This window comes from Staphylococcus sp. Ze2, from assembly GCF_048568365.1.
GTDB classification, from domain to species: Bacteria; Bacillota; Bacilli; order Staphylococcales; family Staphylococcaceae; genus Staphylococcus; species Staphylococcus xylosus.
The window spans coordinates 975,806-991,766 of record NZ_CP183486.1 but is presented as its reverse complement, the minus strand read 5'-3'; the positions used below and the strand labels follow the sequence as shown (position 1 = coordinate 991,766).

Below are 15,961 nucleotides of genomic sequence, written 5' to 3'. Positions count from 1 at the left end.
TTTATCGCTATTAGTCAGTAAACGTCAAAACTTTCATTTATATTGAATATTTTACTAAATAAACTTTATATTTATCTTAGCATATTCTATTAACATACTGTTTATTTAAAATAGCGAATGAGCCCGGGAAACCTTTATATCCCGGACTCATTTAATCTCTATTATAATTACTTAGTATTAAATAACACAATGAACAACAACAATTTCCAAATACCTTCTACCTCATATTTATTAGCATGTAATTTCAACACTCTAATTAGAGCTTAAAAATCAATTCGCAATTTGATCTTAATGTTTTAATATATCTTAATTACTTTTTATCTAACCTAGGTAATCTGAAGAAAATCGCTATAAGTCCGCAAACACCTAGTATCATCGGATAGATTGCGTAAGGAACTAATTCAAATGGAGATATAGACGCCACACCTGCAGCAGCAATCAATTGAGGGCTATATGGCAACATCCCTTGAAAACAACTTGCGAACATATCTAAAATACTAGCCGATTTACGTGGATCTACATCATATTCTTCTGAAATATCTTTTGCTAACGGCCCTGCCATTAATATAGAAATAGTATTATTTGCTGTTGATATATCTGCAACACTGACTAATCCAGCAATACCTAGTTCTGCACCACGTTTAGATTTCACTTTACTGCGCACAAAATTTAATAACCAAGTAATACCACCATTATGTTGAATCAGCGCAACTAAACCACCAATGAGCAATGCAATAATCGCTATATCTTCCATACCGATTATACCTTTTGATATAGAATTTAATAAACCTGTCCATCCAAATGAACCATAGATTAAACCGATTATTGCAGAAAGTACAATACCTCCGATTAATACAATAACTACATTTATACCTATTAATGCTAAGATAAGCACAAATAAGTACGGAATTACTTTAACAAGATCATAATCATAACTTTTATTTACATCTATATGTGCACCATTTGTTAAAAACCAAAGCACAATAATAGTAAATATCGCACCAGGCAAAACAATCTTTATGTTCACCTTAAATTTATCACTCATTTTCGTTTTCTGAGTACGTACTGCAGCTATAGTAGTATCAGAAATCATCGATAAGTTATCGCCAAACATAGCTCCACCAACAACAGTAGCCATTGTGATTGCCGCTGAAACATCTGTAGCCTGACTTAAACCAAAACCAACTGGCGCTATAGCAGCTACCGTCCCAACAGACGTCCCCATTGATAATGATACAAACATACATATTATAAATAGTCCAACGATAATTAAATTTTCTGGTATTAATGATAACCCTAAATTAACCGTCGACTGCACGCCACCCATATCTTCTGTCGTTTGAGAAAAGGCACCTGCTAATAAGAAAATTAGCATCATTAAAATAATATTGGAATGTCCTGCACCTTTTGTAAAAACTTCAACTTTTTTATGAAATGATTCTTTTCTGTTTAACACTAAGCCAACAATAGAAGCAACTAATATAGCTACATTGAGTGGCATTGTTGTAAAGTCACCTGTACTTATACCAACACCTAAAAACATACCAACAAATATGATTAAAGGTATCAAAGCCCAAGCGTTACCTTTTTTCGTTTCCTCCATACATAACCAACTTTCCTAAATATTAGAACAGAATCCAACCTTCTGTTATTTTTAAGCCTTAAAAATAAAAAAACTCTTTCTAAATTAAGAAGAAAGAGTAAACTGCGATTCATTCTTATCTTCTAGCATAAATTATGCTACTGGATTTGGCACACGCATTATCATGTTGCCGAAGTATCACCGGGCCAGTCCCTAAACTTCTCTTGATAAGTTATTATTTTATTTTATTTTATTACAGTACAGTATTAATTGTAATTCGTCAAATAGGGATTAAACAGAAAACAATTTTTATTAATGCTTTCATTGTCTAATCCCTTCAACATCTACTATTTTTATATAGCTTATACAATTCATTTAATTGCTTTATATTTACTTCATCGGACGTTCGATAGTGAACTTATTACCTAAAGAAGCGTAATCATTACCAGCTAAACGAGCTACCGCACTAAGCGCATCAGCATCTATTTTACTATCTTCAAAATAAACTGATTCATCAATATGAAACATGACTACTTCGCCTATAATTAAATCGGACCCTTCTTGTGGATCACCTAGTGGAATAATTCTATCTAACTTACATTCCATTCGAATTTTAGCTTGTTCGATACCAGGTACTGAAATTAATTCAGAGTCAACACATTTCAAACTTGTTCTTTCTAATTCATTTTGGTTACGGGACAACGGTGCTGCAGTATTGTTGATTTGTTCGACTGTAGCTTCATCTGTAATATGTACTACAAACGCTTCCGTTTCCTCAATATTTAAAGAAGTGTCTTTTCGCTTTCCTTCAGAACGCCCTGTAGAAATCATAATCATTGGAGGTGCACTATTAACAACATTAAAAAAGCTAAACGGCGCTGCATTTAAATGCCCATCTTTATCTTGAGAAGTAACAAATGCGATGGGTCTAGGTATCACACTTCCACTTAATAATTTATAATTTTGTTTTTTTGTTAAAGCGTCTGCTTTAAATTTTTTCATAAATGATTACCTTTCCTTTCAAAAATAAGGAGGTAGGATATTAAACTATCCTTTCCTCCTTATACTTAGTATCGCCGAAACATTATAACACTAATTTTCAAATTACTGTATCGTTACTTCATCAATTCTAATCTAATTGAGTACCACCTGTCACGCCATAAACTTGTCCTGTAGTATAACTTGATTCCTCAGCTGCTAAATGTACATACACACCTGAAAGTTCAACCGGTTGACCTGCTCTACCTAACACTTCTTTTTGGCCAAAAGTTGGAATCTTAGATTGAGGCTGTCCACCAGAAATTTGGAGTGGTGACCAGAATGGTCCTGGTGCTACACAGTTCACTCGGATTCCTTTACTACCTAATTCTTCAGATAAGCTCTTGGTAAGTGAAATAATAGCCGCTTTGGAAGCAGCATAATCATGCAAGATTGGGCTTGGGTTATAACCTTGCACGGATGAAGTCAGTGTAATCGTTGCACCTGGTTTTAAATAATCAATTGCTTTTTGAACTGACCAGAAAATAGGATAAACATTTGTTTCGAATGTCTCAGTAAATGATTCCGTATCAAAGCCTTTAATATTATTTCTATATTGCTGATGTCCTGCTACAATCGTTACATTATCTAAACCACCAAGTTTGTTATAAGCTGTTTCAACTAAATCGTAGTTAAATTGCTCATCACGTATATCACCTGGGATTAATACAGCTTTACGTCCTGCTGATTCAATCACTTGTTGTACTTCTTCAGCGTCCGCTTGCTCAGCTGGTAAGTAATTAATCGCCACATCTGCACCTTCCTTAGCATACGCAATTGCAGCGGCTCTACCGATAGCAGAATCTCCACCAGTCACTAACATTTTGTAATCTTTCAAACGTCCGTAACCGATATAAGTTGTTTCACCACAATCAGGCTTAGGGTCTAATTTATTTTGTAAACCTGGAACGTCTTGCTCTTGTTTTGGGAAATCTTCACTTGAAAATTTTGTTCTAGGATCTTGACCTGGCATATGCAAACACTCCTTATTTAATCAATATGTTTATGCATTACCCTGATTTTTCAATGTTTAATACATCATTCGAAGATTCTATTGATATTGCTCATTTAAAAGTTTTTGTACAAAACTTACGAAATACTCTGGTACTTTTTCTAATATACGTTCGTCTGGATCATATTTAGGATGATGCAGGTCATATTCACTATTAGAACCAATAAATACAAATACACTTGGATATTTATTTGAGAAACCAGAAAAATCTTCTCCAATAGTTAATGGTTGGTCCATAACACTCACATTATAACCTACTGATTTAGCAACCTCTTTAGCGTCTTCTGTTAATTTTTCGTCGTTAACAACCGCACCTGGTAAACGGTGATATAACGTTTCAATTTCAACATCAAATGCCTCTGCAAGACCGCTTCCGATTGCACGCAAGCGTTTTTCGATGTAATTACGTTTCTCTTCATCAAAACTTCTCACTGTACCTTGAACATAAGCCTCATCTGCAATAACGTTCCATGTATTACCACTAGATACTTCACCAATAGTAACAACACCATTATCAAATGCTGATAAATTCCTACTAACAATAGACTGCACGCTATTAATTAATTGTCCTAACACAATAACTGGATCATTACCTTGTTCAGGTTTCGCAGCATGAGCGCCTACACCTTTAATTTTAAATTCAAATCGATCTACAGAAGATGTAATCACTCCTGGTTTCACTGCAAATTCACCAATGTCTAATGTAGGATAATTATGATAACCTAACACCGCTTTAGCACCTTCTATCGCGCCTGTATCAGTAATATGATACGCTCCATAACCTAGTTCTTCTGCAGGTTGGAAGATAATACGTACGCGTCCAGTTAATTGCGCTTCTATTTCTTTTAATTTTGTTGCTACTGCAAGTATGCTTGCCATATGAATATCATGTCCACAAGCATGCATCATACCTTCATTCGTAGATGTAAATTCATGTACAACTTGTTCTTTGATAGGCAAAGCATCTATATCTGTTCGCACTGCAACAAATTGCTCACCTTGACCAACCTCTGCTACTAAGCCAGTTTCTAAAGGTAAATCTAGAATTGTAATATCATACGATTCTAAAATTCTTCTTAATCTTTTTGTTGTTTCATATTCTGCATCTGATAATTCTGGATATTGATGAAAAATTCTTCTCCAATTTATGTAATCTTCATATTGTGGCATTATATGTCACGCCCTTTCTTATTTTTCAAGCGCAAAATGAGGTAGTAACCAATTGTTACAATCACTACACCTGCAGCTAAATTATTCGTTATTAATATAATCGCCATCGTTAGTATTACTATACCCCCATTAAAAATAGGTGCTTTTTTAACAAACGAAACAGTTCTTCTATCAAATGTATTTAATGATATCGTAATTAGTACGGTCGCTAATACCGCCATAGGTATCTGACCAATAAAACTAGCAAATACAAACAAACTAAAAATTAAAAAACTTCCTGTGATCAAAGTTGAAACTCTTGATGTTGCTCCCATACTCAAATTGAATTTTGATTGTCCCACTAATGCACTACCACCATATCCACCAAACAATCCTACAATAAAGTTTGCAATACCTTGACCAATTGACTCTTTATTTTTATTACTAGTCGTATCCGTAACAACATCCATCATTCGAGCGGTTAAAGTTGTTTGTACTACAGCTACAATTGCCATTGTTAATCCATACATAAAGATAATAAATATATTTTCTAAATCATACATCATTTTAGGTAAAGTAATATTGGGAAAACGTACATGTATGGAAGCTAAATTATGAACATATAGTATATCTGGCTTAATTAACCAAGTGGCAAAGGTTAATACAATAATAGAAACCAAAGGTGCTGGTATGAATTTTATATACCTTTGTGACAACCAAATAATTAAAAATGAAATTAATACAAGAACATAAGTAGCATTAGAAATTTGAAATATATTATCAAGTTGGGATGAGAATAGTAGTACTCCAAGCGCATTCATAAATCCTATGACAACGCCTGTAGGAATATAATCTAATAGTTTATTTGTATGACAATAACCAAATATAATTTGTATTAATCCCATAATAATTGTAGCTAGAATCACTGCTTGCATCCCTTGACTAGCCATAAGTGGTGCTACAACTAAAGAGACACCACTACTTGGCGCTGAGACCATTAAATTCCTATTGCCTGTAAAACTAATGACAATCATCATTAACCCAGTACTCAACATACCTATTGTTGGGCTAACGCCTGCGATAAAAGAAAATGCAATAGCACCTGGCAAAAGTGCGTATGCTATTAATACACCGGATAGTACATTCGGAATGATATTACCTTGCCATTGTTTTATATATCCGTTGCTTGTCACGCCGAATGTCACCCCCATATCTTCCTCATGTCATATGGTATCATAATTGTCAAAATATTTTATCAATTCTGTTTATCAAAATATAAAAAGCTTAGCACCACAGCCCTTGCTCATGTGTAAGAGACACTTCAATTTCAAAAGCGGAGCACCTGAGTAAAACTCATGTGTAAGAACCACTATCTTAACAAAATTAAGAAGTGGTTCTTTAGAGAAGTGGACTTGGGCCACCTGAGACCTTGCTCATGTGTAAGAGCCACTTCAATTTCAAAAGCGGAGCACCTGAGTAAAACTCATGTGTAAGAACCACTATCTTAACAAAATTAAGAAGTGGTTCTTTAGAGAAGTGGACTTGGGCCACCTGAGACCTTGCTCATGTGTAAGAGCCACTAACTCAATAAATTGAGAAGTGGACTTGGGCCACCTGAGACCTTGCTCATGTGTAAGAGCCACTAACTCAATAAATTGAGAAGTGGCTCTAAATAATCTTGGGCATCACTTGATGCCCCAGACTGACAGTATAATTATATTAACCTTTTAATTGAATTTTATTATCTACCAATACTTTGCCATCTTTAATCACTGTCTCTGCATGGTTAATACCGTAATGATATGGAATATATTCATGGTTAGGTGCATCCCAAATTACAATATTTGCTTTATCTCCTTCATTAATTGTTCCAGCAGCTACGTCTATTGCTTTTGCAGCATTTACCGTTACCGCATTCCAAATTTCATTTGGGGATAATTTTAATTTTAGCGCAGCAATAGACATTACAAGTTGTAAATTATTGGTAACGCAACTACCAGGGTTAAAATCTGTTGCAATTGCAATCGCACCATCATTATCTAGCATGCCTCTCGCATCTGCATATGTTTCTTTGCCTAAATAAAATGTTGTGCCTGGAAGTAATACAGCTACAGTGTCACTTTGTTTTAGTTTTGCTTTACCTTCTGTACTAGAAGCAACAAGGTGGTCTGCAGAAATCGCACCTTCATCAATGGCTAATTCAAGTCCACCTAATGGATCGATTTCGTCAGCATGAATTTTCACATCAAACCCTAACGCTTTAGCAGCTTGCATATATTTTCGTGATTCCTCAATGGTAAATACACCTGTCTCACAAAATATATCTGCAAAATCTGCATATGGTTTAACTTCAGGTAATAGGTCAATCATTTCTTGCAAGAATGCTTGATTTGATTGTGCATCTTTAGGAACTGCGTGAGGTCCTAGAAAAGTATGCTTCATATCTAAATTGTATTTGTCTGCTAAACGATTAGATACACGTAACTGTTTCAGTTCGTTTTCTTTATCTAAACCATAGCCACTCTTACTTTCTACAGCTAACACACCATGTTCAATCATAGTTAAGAGATTCTTTTCTGCTTTTTCAAACAATTCATCTTCAGTCGCTTTACGAGTCGCTTCGACAGTAGATAAAATACCTCCACCTTGTTCCAGAATTTCTAAATATGAAACACCTTGTCTTTTGAGTGACATTTCATGTTCGCGAGACCCGCCATGTACAAGATGTGTATGTGCTTCAACAAGTGCGGGTGAAACTACTTTGCCTGTTGCATCAATAACTTCATTAGCTTCATAATCATTAGAATGATTACCTGCATAAACTATTTTGCCATCTTTTACAACGACAGTTCCATTCTCAATGATATTTAGCTCATCTAATTCTTTTCCTTTTAATGGACGTTCAGTTGATTTTGGTAAAATAAGTTCTTTTATGTTTTGAATAATTAAATCGTTCATTTTTTGTCTCCTTTACCTGTAATCATTGGGATTTTTATGCCTTTTTCTTTTGCTACTTCAATTGCAGACTCATATCCAGCATCAGCATGTCTCACTACACCCATACCCGGATCCGTAGTAAGTACACGTCCTAAACGTTTGTCTGCACGTTCTGAACCATCTGCAACAACAACCATACCAGCATGTAACGAATAACCCATACCAACGCCACCACCGTGATGGAATGAAATCCACGAACCACCTGCTGCAGTATTGATTAAGGCATTTAAGATAGCCCAATCACCAACAGCATCAGAACCGTCTTTCATTCCTTCAGTTTCTCTATTTGGGCTTGCTACAGATCCAGAATCTAAATGGTCACGTCCAATAACAATTGGTGCAGAAATTTCACCGTCACGTACTAATTTATTCAATACTAAGCCCATTTTGGCGCGCTCTTCATACCCTAACCAAGCAATACGAGATGGTAAACCTTGAAACGCAATTTTTTCTTGCGCTAAGTCTAACCAACGAATTAATTTTTCATTGTCTGGGAAGATTTTTCTCATTTCTTCATCAGCGCGCTCAATATCCTTTGGATCTCCACTTAAAGCTGCAAAACGGAAAGGACCTTTCCCTTCGCAGAATAATGGTCGAATATATGCAGGTACAAATCCAGGGAAATCAAATGCATTTTCTAAACCGTCATTAAATGCAACTTGTCTAATATTATTACCGTAGTCAAATGCGACAGCACCATTTTTTTGAAATTCAAGCATATATTCAACATGTTTTCTCATAGAAGCTTGTGATTCTTTAACATATTGTTTTGGGTCTTTATCACGAACTGCTTTCGCCTCTTCCAATGAATATCCTTCTGGTACATAACCATTTAATGGATCATGGGCACTGGTTTGGTCAGTTACGATATCAATTTTAAAACCTTTATCTAAAATGGCTTTATGTGTATCGACAGCATTACCTACTAAACCAATAGAAAGCGGTTCACCTTTATCTCGTGCTTCCTTAGCTAAACGTAATGCTTCATCTAAATCATGTGTTTTGACGTCACAATAGCGTGTTTCTATACGTTTATCAATCCGTGTTTCATCCACATCCACACCAATTACAACACCGCCGTTCATAGTAACGGCAAGTGGTTGCGCACCACCCATACCACCTAGTCCAGCAGTTAATGTTACTGTACCGTTCAATTTACCATCAAAATGTTGATTGGCAAGTTCACCAAATGTTTCATAAGTACCTTGAACAATACCTTGAGAACCGATGTAAATCCAACTACCTGCAGTCATTTGTCCATACATCATTAATCCTTTTTTATCTAATTCATTAAAATGATCCCAGTTTGCCCATTCCGGAACTAATACTGAGTTAGAAATTAATACACGTGGAGCTTCTTCATGTGTTTTAAATACAGCAACTGGTTTACCTGATTGTACTAGCATTGTTTCATCTGCTTCTAACGAACGTAATGTGTCTTCAATCGCTTCAAATGCTTCCCAATTTCTAGCTGCTTTTCCAATACCTCCATAAACTACCAAGTCTTCTGGACGTTCTGCTACTTCAGGATCTAGGTTGTTATATAACATTCTTAAAACCGCTTCTTGTTCCCAACCTTTACATTCAATATCTAAACCTTTTTTCGCTACTATTTTTCTCATGAAAAATCACTCCTTAATTTAATAAAATTTTCCTTTATTTAAAATATCCATAATGCAAATGGAATAGTAATAAGTAAGGTGAATACCACTCTTTCAAACCATATTATGACTAGTTTACCGACTGATATTTTAACTTCCGTCGATAAAATCACTGGCACTACACTCGAAAAGAAAATAATGGCTGAAACACTCATAACTGCTACTATAAATCTTGTCGCTAAATCTGCACTTTGAGCTATCGCTGCTGGCAACAACATCTCTACTATAGAGATTGTTGAAGCTTGTGCTAAGACTGCTACGTCACTTACAGGAAAAATACTTATAATCGGATAAAAAATATAAGAAATATATTCAATAATTGGTGTATATTCCGCAATGATTAATCCTAAAAATCCTATCGACATGATAGATGGTAAAATAGCAATCGTCATTACTACACCGTCACGCAAATTCTCTGTTATATTTTCTATCAAAGTTTTCGAATTTTTGACGGCTATCTTAGCTTCAAGCCATGATTCTTTTAATAATGGCATATCTCTACGAATTTCTTCTTTATACGGTTGGTCTTGATATGTGCTTGTTTTCTCTGTTCTTATAGGTGGGATTTGTACCGTTATTGCAGTCACGATAAATGTCACTACTAAAGTAAACCAAAAATAAAGATTCCAATATTCTATAATACCTAATGTATTTGCTACGATAATCATAAAAGTAGCAGATACCGTTGAAAACCCAGTTGCAACTACTACTGCCTCTTTGTGCGTATATCCTCCATCTTTATATACTTTATTTGTAATTAATAAGCCTATTGAATAGCTACCTACAAACGAAGCAACAGCATCTACAGCTGATTTTCCTGGCGTTTTAAAAATAGGTCTCATTATTGGTCTACAAATAACACCAATAAATTCCAGTAATCCAAATCCTATTAAAAAGGATAAGAATATTGCACCTATAGGAATTAATACGCTTAAAGGTATTGCCAATTTTTCATATAAAAAAGGTCCAATACTCTCGGTTAATACAAAACCAGGTCCAAAATCAAATACCACCATAAAAGCAATAAATACCCCTATGACTTTAAATAAACTAAAGACTATATCTGTTTTAGACTTATTCCATTTCTTATTGATAAATGGATGTGCTGCGCCAATCAATATTAAAATCAATACATAGTACGGTAATATCGGATTAAGCAATTTTGATATCCACTGTACGATATGATCAATCATAATCGTCGATTGACCGCTAATAGTAATTGGTACAAAGAAGAATATAATACCAATAAGACTATAAATGAAAAATTTCCACATGTACTTCACGCCCCTTACATGAAAGTACGCCTCCCTCTATATTTCACAGTATAGTATGTTATTATATAGACTACCAATATAAATAAACTAATTATTGATAACTTAAAACTATAAATAAAATTTTAAGAGGTGTATGAGATATGAAGGTTATTCAATTAGAATATTTTGTGGCAGTTGTAAAATACAACAGCTTTACGAAAGCAGCTAATTTTTTACATATTAGTCAACCATCACTGACTACTACGATAAAAAAGATGGAATCAGACTTAGGTTATGATTTATTTACGCGAACTACTAAAGATATTAAAATTACCGAAAAAGGTATCCATTTCTATAACTACGCTCTACAACTCATACAGAATTATCATCAAACAATCGAGAAAATGTATGATCTCAATATGGGGCATGTGCCCAAAATCAAAATCTCTATTTTAGAATCTACAAATCAATGGATTTCTCAAGTGTTGGCAACACATAAAAAGCAGAACGCAGACCAAACTTATCTAATTTCAGAAATTCATGATCAGACTAAAATAATAGAATTACTTATTAATTTTGAAAATCATCTCGCTTTCACAAACGAACAAATCATTGATGAAGATATAACTTCCATACCATTATATGAAGAGTCTTATGTTTTAATTACACCTAAAAAAGCATTTTCATATAAACGAACAACATCAATTGCGTCTTTACCACTTATTTTACCAACGAAAGGTTCCCAAGTGCGTAAGCATCTTGATGACTATTTTAATAGAATGAATATGCACCCAAATATTGTTATCGAAGCTGACCGCTTCGAAGCGGCAACTAACTTTGTCCATAGAGGATTAGGGTATGCAATTATTCCACGTGTTTATTATCAATCTTTTAACGCGCGAGACTTAGATGCAATAGATATCCGACCTACGTTAGGTCGTTCTATTTACATCAATTACCTAAAAAAAAGAAAGCACTCTGAACGCGTGCTTTCTTTCATTGATCAATGTATAAACTATTGGAATTTTAAAGAATGAAATGGTGGAAGAAATTAGCTGATAATTTAGCCGTTCTATTATCGACATCATATTTGGGATTAGTTTCAGCAATACTGATTGTTGAAACTTTTTCATTCGGTATAATACGTTTTGATAGTTCGAGTACAACATGCGGAAATAAACCAAGCACACCGTTGGCACTTACACCTGGTGCAAATGCACTATCAATAACGTCCATACATATCGTAAACATGATGACATCATGATCATGAATAAAACGTTCTACTTTATCCTTAATTGGAGGAGAAATTTGATGCAGTAATTCTTCCGCATAAACATAACCGATATCTTTAGTTTCAGCATAATCAAATAATGCTTGTGTATTACCACCTTGTTGGACACCTAATACAAGATAATCTGCATTGTCGTCTTGCTCTAATATTTGTCTAAAACTTGTACCAGATGTGGAACCTTCTGCCTCTCTTGTATCAAAATGAGCGTCTATATTGATAACGCCAATCGATGCATCTGGATAAGCTTCACGTGTGCCTAAGTACTGTGCATATGCAATATCATGCCCACCCCCTAACAGGAATGTTTGCTTATGTCTTTTAATCGATTTAGCTACATAATGGGCATATTCTTGCTGTGTTTCTTCTAACGTTTGATGGTCATGCTCTACATTACCATAATCATATACGTTACACTTTCTAGTTACAGGTAAATTAGCAAACACTTTTTTAATTGCGTCAGGACCTTCTTTAGCACCTGTTCTCCCTTTATTGAGTTCGACCCCTTTATCTACTGCATAACCTAATAAACCTACACCTTGACGTGTTTCATTGTAGTCATCCTCAATATTGCGAAACTGTATCGTTTGAAAATGTCTAAATTGCGATTCATCTGTTTCACTATCTATTCTGCCTGTCCAAAGATCACGTTGTGCCAGTTTATACATAATTCTCCTCCTTTAATCATTAAATACCACCTAAAAGTATACGCTTACATTTAAACCAATTCAATTTATAATTATCTTTACCCAATTGCCCACATATTAATTTTAAAAAGTTACTAAAAAATATTTCAATTAGATGTTAGATAATGTAAAACTATTACATTTCAATGATAAATCCTTAATTTAATTTATTTCTGCATCATATATATGTATAATTAAGAACGAATGATTTTTCTGAAACCCTATTGGAGGTTACATAATGAATACAAAACGTATACCTGGTTTTCAATGGGCAATGATGATATTTATTTTCTTCATTATAGCCTATACATTACCGATTATACTTAAAGATTTTCAAAGTGCAGTACCATTTAAGAGTTTTGTCTTTGACATGAGTACCTTAGCGCCACTAATTGCTACTATAATCTGTCTTATCGTTTTTAAACAAAAGCGTACGCAATTAGCAAGCTTAAAACTCTCTATTAGCTTAAAGGTAATTGAACGTGTCATTTTAGCAATTGTGTTACCATTGCTTATTTTTATCATTGCTATGGTAAGTTTTAACATCTTTGCTGATAGTTTTGTTCTTTTACAAACAGAAGACTTATCTGTTTCAATTTTTTCTATTATAATTGGACAAATTGTAATGGCATTCTTTGTGGAACTTGGTTTCCGTTCATATTTACAAAATATCGTTGAAAATAAAATGAATACATTTTTCGCCTCTATTATCGTTGGTTTTATGTATTCTATATGGAACGTTAATATTGCGTTTAGTTTTGACTATGCAATATACAGTTTCCTATACTCATTTGCCTTTTCAATGATTGCTGGAGAATTGATTCGTGCTACAAAAGGACGTACAGTTTATATCGCAACAATTTTTCATGCGTCCATGTCATTTGGCCTTGTCTTCTTGTTTAATGAAGAATTAGGTGAAGTTTTTGCTATGAAAGTAATCGCGTTATCTACAGTTGCGGTAGCAGTTGTATACATTTTAATTAATCTAATTATCCGTGTAATACTTTATTTCTTTACGAAACGCAACTTGGATGAAGTTGAAGAAAACAACTATCTTGATCATATTAATGAAGATGACCAAAATGATATAACATCAGATTATCCTCAAAACCATACTAATAACGTTATGAATCGAGAACATCCAAACGATGATTCTACTACCGAAGATGAGATCAATCAAAATGAGAATCATCAGCAACAATCAAACTCAGATGATTCCGTGGCATACGGTTCGACAACGGCAGGACAAAATCACACTAATGATGACACAACAGCAGATTATAACTATGAAGAAGACAACACAATTGATACAGAAGAAGATAATAGCCGTGCTAATATCATTAAGGAAAATACACCTTCTACCGATTCAACAGAATCTGATACAATGGCGCATCATGACAAACCACAAGAAGATAACACTAAAGTAAACCGTAATACTAATAGCGCTGTCGAAGCATCAACAGAAAAAGCACATCCAAACTCAAGAGATGTATCATCAAGTCAACATGACGCGAATGTGCAAGAGTCGAAAGCACAAGATGACTACGCTAGCGACAATGACAACAGTAATGAACGCTCACCATTTGATTTAAAGAGTAAACGTGGTCACCGTCGTTAATATATAAAAACAAGAGCTAGGACATAAATGTCCTAGCTCTTGTTTTTATATTATGATTATCTTTTATCAAGCATTAAGTACATAAACAATTTTAATCTTTACTATTATTAAAATTAAGTGAAATGAGACACAAAAATTATTTATTAACTATTTTAACTCCAGCTTCTGTACCAATAATTGCTTGATCTACAACATCTAAGAAATACCCTGTTTCTAAGACGCCTACGAGATGTATTAAATATTCGTGCATTTCGGCAGGTTTTATATTTTCATTTAATTCAACATCCAATATATAATTACCGTTATCTGTAATAAATGGTACATCATCTACAACACGACGTATGACATTTAAATTATCATATGCTTCTATTTTTTTAGACACGAGTAACCAATTAAATTTATCAACTTCAACAGGTAATTTAAACGTTTGGCCTAGATAATCTACACATTTACTATCATCCGCTAAAACGATAAATCTATCAGCCATGGCATCAATGACCTTTTCCCTAAATAATGCGCCACCGCCACCTTTGATCAAATTTAAATTGTTATCAATCTCATCAGCACCATCAATAGCAATATTGATTGCTTCGACATCATTAACATCGACCACACTTATCCCCAATTCTTTTGCAATTAATGCAGTTTTATTGGAGGTACAAACACCAGTTATATTAATTTGTTCTTGTTCCAGTTTCTCTGCAATTTTTGGGACAAGCAATTCAATTGTTGATCCAGAGCCAATTCCTACAATCATACCGTCTTTGATTTGGTCTAATGCATCATTAAATGTACTTATTTTCAACTGTTTCTTATCCATAATGCTTCCCCTTTTATACTGTACTTTTATCCTTATTGTACATGAGATTCATTAAAATACATAGTTGAAAAATCATTTTCTGTAGTAAATTATACCTTTACTTGCATATTCATTATATTGTTTTAAAATTATAATTATCAACTATCTGGAGGTACAAAATGATGATTTATACTTTAGAAGCTATCTCAACAGGTAAAGTCGAAGATTTACCTTATAGTACTAAACGATCAATGCGCTCAGCTTTAAATAAAAAAAGATTTGCCGGCAGTATGTGGCTATCAAAGACTGGATTTGTTGAAGATGAACAAGAATATAAAGGACACGGTGGTCCAGATAAAGCTGTTTGTCTTTATAGTAAGAAAAATTATTCTCTTTGGGAACAAGATGTGACAGTACTTCCAGAATATGCGATGTTTGGCGAAAATATCACCGTCTCTGATTTGGATGAACAAGACGTACATTTTGGGGATCAATTCAAATTAGGCGATGCAGTATTAGAAGTTTCAGAAATTAGAGAGCCATGTTGGAAAATTCAAGAAAAGTATAAAATTCCCTATTTAATTAAACGTATGTCCGATTCTGGTAAAACTGGTTTTTATCTTAGGGTTTTAAAAGAAGGTTATGTTCAAGAAGATTCAAATTTGGAGTTACTTAAATATGCCGATAATGAAACATTACTTTCAGTTTTTGATTTGAATGAAATCTATTATACTGATAATAAAAATATTGAGCGCTTAGCATACGCTATAAAAAATCCATACTTAACAGAAGAAAGAATATCAAAACTAGAAAGATTTTTAACACGAGCTAAAAAAGCAAACAATAATTAAGGGAGTGGGTCAGAAATCAAATGTTAC

Annotated in this window: 13 protein-coding genes and 1 riboswitch; of the genes, 3 read left to right on the top strand and 10 right to left on the bottom strand. The window is 34.0% G+C overall.

The genetic code is table 11. The features are described 5' to 3' along the window. Positions 1-310 precede the first annotated feature (310 nt). The 8 genes from ACM591_RS04230 to ACM591_RS04195 all read right to left on the bottom strand — a co-directional run bounded on the left by ACM591_RS04230 (position 311) and on the right by ACM591_RS04195 (position 10,713). Positions 311-1,603 carry a Na+/H+ antiporter NhaC family protein gene (locus ACM591_RS04230; RefSeq protein WP_029378440.1) on the bottom strand — a complete coding sequence of 431 codons (1,293 nt, stop codon included), beginning with the start codon at positions 1,601-1,603 and terminating at the stop codon, positions 311-313. Between the two features lie 112 nt (positions 1,604-1,715). Beyond that, a riboswitch (SAM riboswitch) is annotated at positions 1,716-1,816 on the bottom strand. 156 nt (positions 1,817-1,972) lie between these two features. Beyond that, a complete protein-coding gene (locus ACM591_RS04225; RefSeq protein WP_029378439.1) occupies positions 1,973-2,584 on the bottom strand; it encodes a flavin reductase family protein in 612 nt (203 codons plus the stop codon). Positions 2,585-2,711: 127 nt separating this feature from the next. Further along, on the bottom strand, positions 2,712-3,593 hold the full coding sequence (locus ACM591_RS04220; protein WP_029378438.1) for an SDR family oxidoreductase: 882 nt from the start codon (positions 3,591-3,593) through the stop codon (positions 2,712-2,714). Between the two features lie 78 nt (positions 3,594-3,671). Beyond that, complete coding sequence (locus ACM591_RS04215; protein WP_038679019.1) at positions 3,672-4,802, bottom strand: amidohydrolase; 1,131 nt, start codon at positions 4,800-4,802, stop codon at positions 3,672-3,674. Next, a complete protein-coding gene (locus ACM591_RS04210) occupies positions 4,802-5,992 on the bottom strand; it encodes a SulP family inorganic anion transporter (RefSeq protein ID WP_418354436.1) in 1,191 nt (396 codons plus the stop codon). Before ACM591_RS04210 ends, ACM591_RS04215 begins: the two co-directional genes overlap by 1 nt. A gap of 508 nt (positions 5,993-6,500) precedes the next feature. Further along, a complete protein-coding gene (hutI, locus tag ACM591_RS04205; protein ID WP_029378435.1) occupies positions 6,501-7,739 on the bottom strand; it encodes an imidazolonepropionase in 1,239 nt (412 codons plus the stop codon). Next, positions 7,736-9,400: a urocanate hydratase gene (gene hutU / locus ACM591_RS04200; RefSeq protein ID WP_326026632.1), complete on the bottom strand. Its 1,665-nt coding sequence runs from the start codon at positions 9,398-9,400 to the stop codon at positions 7,736-7,738. Before hutU ends, hutI begins: the two co-directional genes overlap by 4 nt. A 38-nt stretch (positions 9,401-9,438) precedes the next feature. Then, on the bottom strand, positions 9,439-10,713 hold the full coding sequence (locus ACM591_RS04195; RefSeq protein ID WP_038679027.1) for a YjiH family protein: 1,275 nt from the start codon (positions 10,711-10,713) through the stop codon (positions 9,439-9,441). Between the two features lie 140 nt (positions 10,714-10,853). Here ACM591_RS04195 and ACM591_RS04190 point away from each other — a divergent pair, with 140 nt between their 5' ends. Continuing rightward, positions 10,854-11,729 (top strand): LysR family transcriptional regulator, encoded by an 876-nt coding sequence (locus tag ACM591_RS04190; RefSeq protein ID WP_326026634.1) that lies wholly within the window; start codon positions 10,854-10,856, stop codon positions 11,727-11,729. Here ACM591_RS04190 and hutG read toward each other — a convergent pair. Then, positions 11,719-12,648 carry a formimidoylglutamase gene (gene hutG / locus ACM591_RS04185; protein ID WP_029378431.1) on the bottom strand — a complete coding sequence of 310 codons (930 nt, stop codon included), beginning with the start codon at positions 12,646-12,648 and terminating at the stop codon, positions 11,719-11,721. The genes ACM591_RS04190 and hutG overlap by 11 nt on opposite strands. 256 nt (positions 12,649-12,904) lie before the next feature. Between hutG and ACM591_RS04180 the strand changes: the two genes are divergently transcribed. Then, positions 12,905-14,284, top strand: coding sequence for a CPBP family intramembrane glutamic endopeptidase (locus ACM591_RS04180; protein WP_029378430.1), 1,380 nt, complete (start codon positions 12,905-12,907; stop codon positions 14,282-14,284). 136 nt (positions 14,285-14,420) lie between these two features. Here ACM591_RS04180 and ACM591_RS04175 read toward each other — a convergent pair whose 3' ends face one another. Next, the gene (locus tag ACM591_RS04175; RefSeq protein ID WP_038679031.1) at positions 14,421-15,107 is read right to left on the bottom strand and encodes a ribose 5-phosphate isomerase A; all 687 of its coding nucleotides are present in this window, start codon (positions 15,105-15,107) and stop codon (positions 14,421-14,423) included. A 158-nt stretch (positions 15,108-15,265) separates the two neighbouring features. Here ACM591_RS04175 and ACM591_RS04170 point away from each other — a divergent pair, with 158 nt between their 5' ends. Further along, positions 15,266-15,934: an MOSC domain-containing protein gene (locus tag ACM591_RS04170; protein ID WP_326026706.1), complete on the top strand. Its 669-nt coding sequence runs from the start codon at positions 15,266-15,268 to the stop codon at positions 15,932-15,934. The last annotated feature ends 27 nt before the right edge of the window (positions 15,935-15,961 follow it).

What these genes read in the sequence shown, in the direction of transcription:
- ACM591_RS04225 (WP_029378439.1), bottom strand. Translation starts at nt 2,584, where the DNA reads ATGAAAAAATTTAAAGCAGACGCTTTAACAAAAAAACAAAATTATAAA.
- ACM591_RS04210 (WP_418354436.1), bottom strand. Translation starts at nt 5,992, where the DNA reads ATGGGGGTGACATTCGGCGTGACAAGCAACGGATATATAAAACAATGG.
- ACM591_RS04220 (WP_029378438.1), bottom strand. Translation starts at nt 3,593, where the DNA reads ATGCCAGGTCAAGATCCTAGAACAAAATTTTCAAGTGAAGATTTCCCA.
- ACM591_RS04180 (WP_029378430.1), top strand. Translation starts at nt 12,905, where the DNA reads ATGAATACAAAACGTATACCTGGTTTTCAATGGGCAATGATGATATTT.
- hutU (WP_326026632.1), bottom strand. Translation starts at nt 9,400, where the DNA reads ATGAGAAAAATAGTAGCGAAAAAAGGTTTAGATATTGAATGTAAAGGT.
- ACM591_RS04190 (WP_326026634.1), top strand. Translation starts at nt 10,854, where the DNA reads ATGAAGGTTATTCAATTAGAATATTTTGTGGCAGTTGTAAAATACAAC.
- ACM591_RS04215 (WP_038679019.1), bottom strand. Translation starts at nt 4,802, where the DNA reads ATGCCACAATATGAAGATTACATAAATTGGAGAAGAATTTTTCATCAA.
- hutG (WP_029378431.1), bottom strand. Translation starts at nt 12,648, where the DNA reads ATGTATAAACTGGCACAACGTGATCTTTGGACAGGCAGAATAGATAGT.
- hutI (WP_029378435.1), bottom strand. Translation starts at nt 7,739, where the DNA reads ATGAACGATTTAATTATTCAAAACATAAAAGAACTTATTTTACCAAAA.
- ACM591_RS04230 (WP_029378440.1), bottom strand. Translation starts at nt 1,603, where the DNA reads ATGGAGGAAACGAAAAAAGGTAACGCTTGGGCTTTGATACCTTTAATC.
- ACM591_RS04170 (WP_326026706.1), top strand. Translation starts at nt 15,266, where the DNA reads ATGATTTATACTTTAGAAGCTATCTCAACAGGTAAAGTCGAAGATTTA.
- ACM591_RS04195 (WP_038679027.1), bottom strand. Translation starts at nt 10,713, where the DNA reads ATGTGGAAATTTTTCATTTATAGTCTTATTGGTATTATATTCTTCTTT.